This window comes from Mesorhizobium sp. M7A.F.Ca.CA.001.10.2.1 (assembly GCF_003998575.1).
In the GTDB taxonomy this organism is placed as follows: Bacteria; Pseudomonadota; Alphaproteobacteria; order Rhizobiales; family Rhizobiaceae; genus Mesorhizobium.
The window spans coordinates 1-7,004 of the sequence record NZ_RZQY01000297.1 but is presented as its reverse complement, the minus strand read 5'-3'; the positions used below and the strand labels follow the sequence as shown (position 1 = coordinate 7,004).

Sequence of the window (7,004 nt, the reverse complement as noted above, 5' to 3'; positions counted from 1 at the left end):
AAGGCGCCGAACGCCCTTTCGGCGAGGCGGTGTACCTCATCCGCCTTCGAAACGTCGGCGGCGACGGCAAGCACGGCATCGTCGCCGGCAATCGCGGAAACGGCGCGCGAGGCGTCGTCCAGCCGCGCGCCGCCAATATCGGCCAGCACGATCTTCATGCCCATCAGTGCAAGCCGCTTGGCGGCCGCCAGACCGATGCCGCTGGCGGCGCCGGTGATAACGGCGGCATTGCCTGGGGCAAGCGCGGGCAGGGCGGTCTGGATCTCGGCGTCGGTGATCATGGGCGATGGGTTCCTTGTTCGATGGCGCCGAACTTAGCGCCGGAACCGGCCGGCGCAAGCCTCTGCCCGCCTTGTCGGGTTGACCAGTTCGGTCGAGGCTGCGCATGTTGCCCTTTGCCTCCGCAAAAGAGATTTTGCCTTGGGGACAAAACAAACTTTAGCCTCGGGACAAACGGAGATTTCCTGATTGACGGACTGGGTTGCAATCCTGAAAGAACAGACCGCCATTGGCGACCAGATGGGCCGCGAGGTGCCGCAGATGCTGGCCAACCCCGACATCAGCGAAACGCAGGTGAGGACGCTCTTTTCCGCCCTGGAGAAACAAGCCGAGTTCGTCGAGAAGCTGCGTATGGCGCTGGAAAAGTTCGGCCATGATTTCTCGATCATCAAGGCCGCGGAACGGCTGGAGGAGCGCTATGCCGACCTTGCCGCATCGGTGGCGGAAAAACTGAAAGCGATGCGCCGTCGGTGAATGCCTCGACCCTGCCTTTGCCCATGGATCCACCTTTGCCCGCGGTGATTGTCGAAAGACAGTAAACGTCAGCGGGTGTTGAAGAGCAATAGGCGGCAACCGGGAAATTCCTCAACCATGTCCAAGAAAAATCCGGCATCAGTCCCGCTGGCCAGAACGGTTACGCCGCCCACCTGTTGACTTTTCTTGGCTTGGCCGCTCCCTCTTGCAGGGCAGTCTTGGCCGAAGCAGATGAACGGCCGGATTCGAATGGAGGGACTGATGAGATTGCGTTTTCTGCTTGTGTTCGCGACCATAATGGCCGCGGTCTTCGGGACGTCCGCCGCAGCCTTCGCTTACAGCGCCCACACCACGACCAATCTTAATGTCCGTAGCGGGCCGGGAGCGGGATATGCCAGGGTCGGAACGCTGCCCGGCGGCTTCAGGGTCAATGTCACCGGCTGCCAGCCGGGCTGGTGCAGAATCCATGGCGGCGGCGTGAGCGGCTGGGCCAGCTCCGGCTATCTCGAACGCTCCCAAATCGTTCGCCCGCCAATCATCATCGTGCGTCCGCCGCATCGGCCGCCACACTGGCACAAGCCGCACCGTCCTCCGCACCATCGGCCGCACAGGCCACGTCCCGGCAAGTGCAAGATCGCGCCCGGCTTCTCCTGCAAATAGGTTCATTTGCGCCGGGTCTGGCGTGACGGGCAGTGCGGCAAATCAATTGCGGCCCTGCCGCCATGTCCATGGCCTGACGGGTACTTCAGCCGTTCGGTGTTTCAGGCGAAAGATGCGCGCGTCCGCGTGGCACGCCAAGACCGGTGTCCGGCGGCTCGCCGGCTGCCGGTCTGTTCTCGATCATGTGCGTGGTGCGCCAGCGGCCGAAACGGTAGTAGGCCGCCGCCAGTACAAGCGAGCTGATCGAACCCACCGGGAAACTCCACCACAGCGCTTCCTCGCCGATCACGCCACGCATGAAATAGGCGAAGCCGGTGCGCACGACCAGCACCGAAATGACCAGGATGATCAACGGCGGCATCACGGCACCCGTGGCTCGTACGGTGGCAAACAGCACGATGGTTATGCCGAACAGAATGAACGACCACGAGGCGACATTGTTAATGTGGACGGCGATGTCGATCGCCGCGCTGTCGCTGCTCAGGAACAGGCTCAGCACCGAACGGTCGAAAACCGACAGCACTGCAACCAGTGCGCCGGTCAGGACCAGGTTGAAGCCGACACCGGAGGCGGCGATGCGGCCGATCCGGTCCCAGCGCCCGGCGCCGACATTTTGCGCCGCCATCGAGGACACCGCGGCGCCGATGGCGAGCGCCGGCATCTGGATATAGGTCCACAGCTGGGCGGCGATGCCGTAGGCGGCGGCGACCTGTGAGCCGTAGGAATTGACGATGCCCATCACCGTCAGTGCCGCCGCCGAAATGACGATCATCTGCAGACCCATCGGCACGCCCTTGACGACGACGATGCGAAGCAAGGTGGGATCGGGCCGCAGCAGGGCGAGGTTGGCGCCGGCCAGCCGCAGCGGATGCCTGCGCACATAGAGCACGATCAGGATGGCGATCACGCTTACCGTCTGGCCGATCAGCGTGGACGTGGCGGAGCCCGCGATGCCGAGTTCGGGAAACGGTCCGATGCCGCGGATGAGCAATTGGTTGAGCACGATGTCGAGGACGACGGCCAGAGCCATGAAGAAGAAGGGCGTGCGTGAATCGCCGGCACCGCGCAGCACGGTCATGACGAAGGACAGAAGGTTCATCATCGGCACGGCGACGAAGATGATGCGCAGATAGGAGCGGGCGAGCGGCAAGGCATCGGCCGGTGTGCCGAGCGTGTTGAGAATGGCGTCGACCCAGATCCAGCCGCAGACCGCGAGGATAACAGAAACGAGGAAGAAGAACGTCGCGCTGGTGCCGACGATGCGGCGCGCCTCGGGCAGGTCGCGGGCACCGACCGACTGGGCCACCAGGATGGTGGCCGCCATGCCGATGCCGAACACGGTGCCGAGGATCAGGAACAGGACGAGGTTGGCGTTGGAGGTGGCGGTCAACGCCGATTCGCCGAGGAAACGGCCGACCCAGACGGCGTTGATCGAACCGTTGAGCGACTGGAGCACGTTGGAGCCGAGCACCGGCAGGGCGAACAGCAGAAGCGTGCGCGGGATCGGGCCGCTGGTCAGGTCGCCGGTGCGCCGGCGCGGGGGATTTTTTTCGTCCATGGCGGGCAGCTCGGCGAAGGTTCGTTTCAAGTCGCGTGCGCGATGATTGCCGATTCAACGGGACAGGTCATGCCGTGATCTAATCATGTTCTCAAAGCTTCCGGAATGGGATATTGATCCTCGATGCGTGGGGCCGCATTCCTACAGTTCTTGGATAAGCCGGGGGGGTCATGTCCGATATTCCGCTATTTTTTGAGCGCCTGAACAGGCGCGCGTTCCTCGGTGCATCCGCCTTGGGTGCCCTGGCTCTTTCGGCGTGCACCACAACAGACATGGCGCCGCCGCCGCCGGTTGCAGCACCGCCGAGCGATCCGGCTTTCGGCGATGCCGCGAGCATGTATGCGGCGCGTGTCGACGAGGGCTATCAACTGCCGGCAATCCCGGTCGCCAAGGTCGATCCGAAGTTCGTGCGCCAGATCGTGACTGACCCGACCGGAGAGAAACCCGGCACGATTGTCGTCGATACGTCTGAGCACTTCCTCTATCTGGTGCGCGACGGCGGCACAGCTATCCGCTATGGCGTCAGCCTTGGCAAAGCCGGTTTCGGATGGACCGGCAGCGCCGTGGTCCAGGCGAGGAAGAAGTGGCCGGTCTGGACGCCGCCACCGGAAATGATCCAGCGCCGGCCGGAATTGGCGAAATACAAGGACGGCATGCCGCCCGGCCCGCAGAGCCCGCTGGGCGCCCGCGCGCTGTATCTGTTCCGCGATGGCAAGGACACGATGTACCGACTGCACGGCACGCCGGAGTGGGATTCCATCGGCAAGAACGCATCGTCGGGCTGTGTGCGCTTCATGAACCAGGACATCATTGACCTTTACAGCCGCGTCAACGGCCCCGCCCAGGTCTTCGTGCGTCCCAACCTGTCGGCTGCCGGCAAGATCATGGCCGTGTCGAGCAGAACCGCCGAGCCGATCGACGCGGGCGTGCCGAGGGACGCGGAGATGTTGCAGTAAGTCTGCACGAATTGTGGACTGCGGCGAAGCAGCTCACCATTCGACAAACACCGACGTGCGGTCAGTACACTACCCCTCCAAGACCGAACCTTTCCGAGGGAGGATAAGCTATCTTGCTCCAAAGAGCCGGCTGCATTCCTCAATGGGATGGAGGCGGAGAGATCAGCTTCGAGTTTGCAGCAGCATCGGCATCTCCGCTGTGCTCAAATGTCAGTCCGCTCGGGCCGATCTGCAGCCGGTATCCCGACATCGCGGCAATAACCACGAGGGTGATCACCGCGAGAACCATCATAAGTTTATTCGGATCCAGCTTGCTCATCTTGTGTCACCGTCAAGGGATTCGAACCACCAGGGAGTGCGCTGAACAAACGTTTCGTCTTCGGCCATATAGTTGTGATCGAACGCTCGAATGGCCGCGCTGAGAGCCTGTGAACGGCTCACTTTGAATCTTCGCGCGCTTTTCTCGATGAGCTCGATCTCGTGTGCCGAGAGCCGAAAGGATACGATTTTCTTCGTCATGCCTGAGACCATAGACTGTGTTGGTTAATCATTTCCTAATTTCGTATTACGCCGCCGTTAGCGCTTGAGAGAGCTCGTGGATGTCCCAGGTTTGATGATACCTCAATCCAGCTCAGCTAGATTGGAACTAAAAAGGTATCTCGTCGTCCAAAGGCTTCTTGTCGTTTTCGGTCGACGCGTCCGAGAGCGGCTTTGTTGGGACAAAGATGTCATTGGCCTTAGTCGTGATCCGGTCGCCCTGGCCGGAATGGGCTACAATCACGCGACAGATAGTGACCAGCTCGTACGGGGTCCGGCTGGAGATGAACATTTCACCGTGATCACCATCCCACGTCGGAACTTGAGTCCGGGCGGTGTAGGTGCCCGCATAAAAAGCGATTCCCCATCCTTCGAGTTGTCTGAGCTGCTCGCCTACCTCCACTGCCGCCTTCAATCTTTCCGACAGCGGAAATGACAGTCGCTGATGCGGCCGTTCCCAAGGCTGAGGCATAAGCGACTCGAGCTTCGTGATGACCGCTGACAGGGCCTCGATGTTCTCTGATGTCGGCTCAGCTTCGCACGAGATCGTTCCCTCATAGCTGTCACGCACAATATTCATCAACATCATGCCGGACCTGATCCGATTTAGTACCACAAGGCTCTTTGCGTCGAGATTGTCGATGTCTTCGTGGCGGGCGCCGTTGACGATAATGTTGGCGACAAGCACGCCCAGTGCAGCAGCCAGGCTCGACAGAGTCTCCATCTGCAGCCGTGTTCCTTGCTCGGCACGCTGGACGGTACGTCTGTCGACTCGGCTCATAGCGGCCAGCTTGTCCTGGGTCATGCCGGCCGCTTCCCGCAGTTCCCTGATTTTGGCGCCGTTCGACATCGTCATTTGCTTTTCCATGTCGCTACTATCTCATTCATCGAGCGACAGTGCTACGCCATGGTAGCGACAGGCGTGCCCATCGAGAAAGTCGCTTTGCGACAGCCTCACTGTGACGCAAGATTTCAGTGCGGCTTGTGCGCGACTCAATCAGGTCGCTTTGTCTGCACGCGGATTCTACGGGGCGTTCGGATGAACCTGCTATGTGTTGGCCGGTTGCTGCAACTCAAGCTATGAGAGGCAAGGCACGATGTGGTTATGCTAGTGCCGCAGATGGGGATGGGGACGGCTATGCCAATACGCAAGGTTTGGCGCGATTGGTTTGGCGAATTTCTAGGAAGCGTCGATGTGTTGGAACTCGACAAGATCGACTTGTGTGACGCTGAGCACGCTGAAAGAAAGTCTGCAGCGCTGGCACTCTTGGCTCGGCTGCTTTCCGAAACGCAGTCGGCATTAGTTCTAGTTGATGCTGGCAGAGATTTGGCATTTCGATCGACCTGCCGCTCAGCGATCGAATGCTCGGTGCATTTGTTTCTGGCTGAGACCGAGGACGGATACATCGATCTCTTGCGATCTGACGACGAGGTCAGTCGGCGATCACGTGCCAAGAAATTCATGGCGAACGGCAGAGGAAAGCTTGCAAAAGAAGCGGAAAAGCACTTGCAAGAGTTCTTGAGGAGAAGTGCCGGGGCAAAGGGGAGGTTCCAAATTTCCGACATACAGACGCCCTTTCCCAGGCAGACCCATGTCTACCGGGAAATATCCGCTGACGCGGCGCATGTGACCTGGACCTCGCTCGTTCGACATCTCCATGAAATTCGACCTGGTTGGATTGAGCTGAAGATCGAACCGTCGATCACCGAAAGCGAACTTGAGGAGGCGGCCTCGATCCTGGCGTTCTCTTTGCTGTCAGGAATGAAGTCTCTTCTGAATCTTGTTCCAGCGTTGGAAGATAAATTCGATCTAGAGACGGTTTTCGAGGCTTACAAGAAAATATACCTGAGTGGAAAACCAAAACTCGCGTAAAAGTAGGAGGCCCGCTCTACCGTTTCCGGGAGCGGGCCTTTTGGTTGATGGTGCCATCCAGGCGGACGCGCCAAGCGCGCCCGTCCGTGCAGTGGTCGTTACTTCTTGGCCAAACCCGGCAGCGTGACCTGATAGACTAGGAACATGGTGTCGACATTGGCGCCGTCTTCGGCCTTGTAGGGCGCGCCGACCTGAAAACCGTCCTGGGCGAGGAAGTCGTTGTCGTTGGCGACGAACAGGAAGTAGTCGTCGGGCAGCTTCGCATCGAGCACGCTGACCACCGACATCGCCTCCCACTTCTCGGACAGGTTATCCTGGTCATTGGGCGCGCCATTGTGCAGGCCGAAGCGGCCGAGCTCGGCACTGTCGTTGATGTCGATGAATGGCGTCAGCTTGGCCGGTGTCACCGATGGGTCGACGACGCCTTTGGGGGCGACCGGCCTGTCAGCGCCGTCGAAGGCGCCGCCGGCGATGTCGGTCGCGGTGGATAGGTCGACGACGTTGACCTGGCGATAGAGCGAGGCGTCGCCCTTCAGGCCCTGGCCGTTGCCGCTGTCGCGCGCCAGCATCAGGAAGCTCTTGTCGGAGAGTGCCACGATCTCGCTCTGCGCGGCGACCTTGGTCTTGCCCTTGGCATCCTTGAACACCGGCAGCGGCACGACATATT

At 60.5% G+C, this 7,004-nt stretch carries 9 protein-coding genes and 1 pseudogene; 4 read left to right on the top strand and 6 right to left on the bottom strand.

What is annotated here, in order from left to right; translation table 11 throughout:
- Positions 1 to 281: SDR family NAD(P)-dependent oxidoreductase (locus EN964_RS19290; protein ID WP_127276635.1), on the bottom strand; the 281-nt coding region annotated here is incomplete at its 3' end.
- A gap of 187 nt (positions 282 to 468) precedes the next feature.
- Between EN964_RS19290 and EN964_RS19285 the strand changes: the two genes are divergently transcribed.
- A complete protein-coding gene (locus EN964_RS19285) occupies positions 469 to 753 on the top strand; it encodes a hypothetical protein (RefSeq protein WP_127267984.1) in 285 nt (94 codons plus the stop codon).
- A gap of 261 nt (positions 754 to 1,014) precedes the next feature.
- Positions 1,015 to 1,413: an SH3 domain-containing protein gene (locus tag EN964_RS19280; protein ID WP_127267983.1), complete on the top strand. Its 399-nt coding sequence runs from the start codon at positions 1,015 to 1,017 to the stop codon at positions 1,411 to 1,413.
- Between the two features lie 85 nt (positions 1,414 to 1,498).
- On the opposite strand, the gene EN964_RS19275 is transcribed toward EN964_RS19280, so the two are convergent.
- Positions 1,499 to 2,971: an MATE family efflux transporter gene (locus EN964_RS19275; RefSeq protein WP_127267982.1), complete on the bottom strand. Its 1,473-nt coding sequence runs from the start codon at positions 2,969 to 2,971 to the stop codon at positions 1,499 to 1,501.
- Positions 2,972 to 3,141: 170 nt separating this feature from the next.
- Here EN964_RS19275 and EN964_RS19270 point away from each other — a divergent pair, with 170 nt between their 5' ends.
- Complete coding sequence (locus EN964_RS19270; RefSeq protein WP_127267981.1) at positions 3,142 to 3,927, top strand: L,D-transpeptidase; 786 nt, start codon at positions 3,142 to 3,144, stop codon at positions 3,925 to 3,927.
- Positions 3,928 to 4,066: 139 nt separating this feature from the next.
- On the opposite strand, the gene EN964_RS19265 is transcribed toward EN964_RS19270, so the two are convergent.
- The 3 genes from EN964_RS19265 to EN964_RS19260 form a co-directional block, all read right to left on the bottom strand.
- Positions 4,067 to 4,246, bottom strand: coding sequence for a hypothetical protein (locus EN964_RS19265; protein ID WP_127267980.1), 180 nt, complete (start codon positions 4,244 to 4,246; stop codon positions 4,067 to 4,069).
- Positions 4,243 to 4,446 (bottom strand): hypothetical protein, encoded by a 204-nt coding sequence (locus EN964_RS37735; protein WP_127267979.1) that lies wholly within the window; start codon positions 4,444 to 4,446, stop codon positions 4,243 to 4,245. Before EN964_RS37735 ends, EN964_RS19265 begins: the two co-directional genes overlap by 4 nt.
- Before the next feature lie 127 nt (positions 4,447 to 4,573).
- The gene (locus tag EN964_RS19260; RefSeq protein WP_127267978.1) at positions 4,574 to 5,332 is read right to left on the bottom strand and encodes a helix-turn-helix domain-containing protein; all 759 of its coding nucleotides are present in this window, start codon (positions 5,330 to 5,332) and stop codon (positions 4,574 to 4,576) included.
- A gap of 270 nt (positions 5,333 to 5,602) precedes the next feature.
- Here EN964_RS19260 and EN964_RS19255 point away from each other — a divergent pair, with 270 nt between their 5' ends.
- On the top strand, positions 5,603 to 6,337 hold the full coding sequence (locus EN964_RS19255; RefSeq protein WP_127272720.1) for a hypothetical protein: 735 nt from the start codon (positions 5,603 to 5,605) through the stop codon (positions 6,335 to 6,337).
- Between the two features lie 98 nt (positions 6,338 to 6,435).
- On the opposite strand, the pseudogene EN964_RS19250 reads toward EN964_RS19255, so the two are convergent.
- Positions 6,436 to 7,004: pseudogene (locus tag EN964_RS19250) on the bottom strand (esterase-like activity of phytase family protein); the annotation flags it as partial.

Excerpts from the sequence above, each read along its gene's own strand:
- EN964_RS19270 (WP_127267981.1), top strand. The coding sequence starts at position 3,142 with ATGTCCGATATTCCGCTATTTTTTGAGCGCCTGAACAGGCGCGCGTTC.
- EN964_RS19260 (WP_127267978.1), bottom strand. The coding sequence starts at position 5,332 with ATGGAAAAGCAAATGACGATGTCGAACGGCGCCAAAATCAGGGAACTG.
- EN964_RS19275 (WP_127267982.1), bottom strand. The coding sequence starts at position 2,971 with ATGGACGAAAAAAATCCCCCGCGCCGGCGCACCGGCGACCTGACCAGC.
- EN964_RS19265 (WP_127267980.1), bottom strand. The coding sequence starts at position 4,246 with ATGAGCAAGCTGGATCCGAATAAACTTATGATGGTTCTCGCGGTGATC.
- EN964_RS19255 (WP_127272720.1), top strand. The coding sequence starts at position 5,603 with ATGCCAATACGCAAGGTTTGGCGCGATTGGTTTGGCGAATTTCTAGGA.
- EN964_RS19280 (WP_127267983.1), top strand. The coding sequence starts at position 1,015 with ATGAGATTGCGTTTTCTGCTTGTGTTCGCGACCATAATGGCCGCGGTC.
- EN964_RS37735 (WP_127267979.1), bottom strand. The coding sequence starts at position 4,446 with ATGACGAAGAAAATCGTATCCTTTCGGCTCTCGGCACACGAGATCGAG.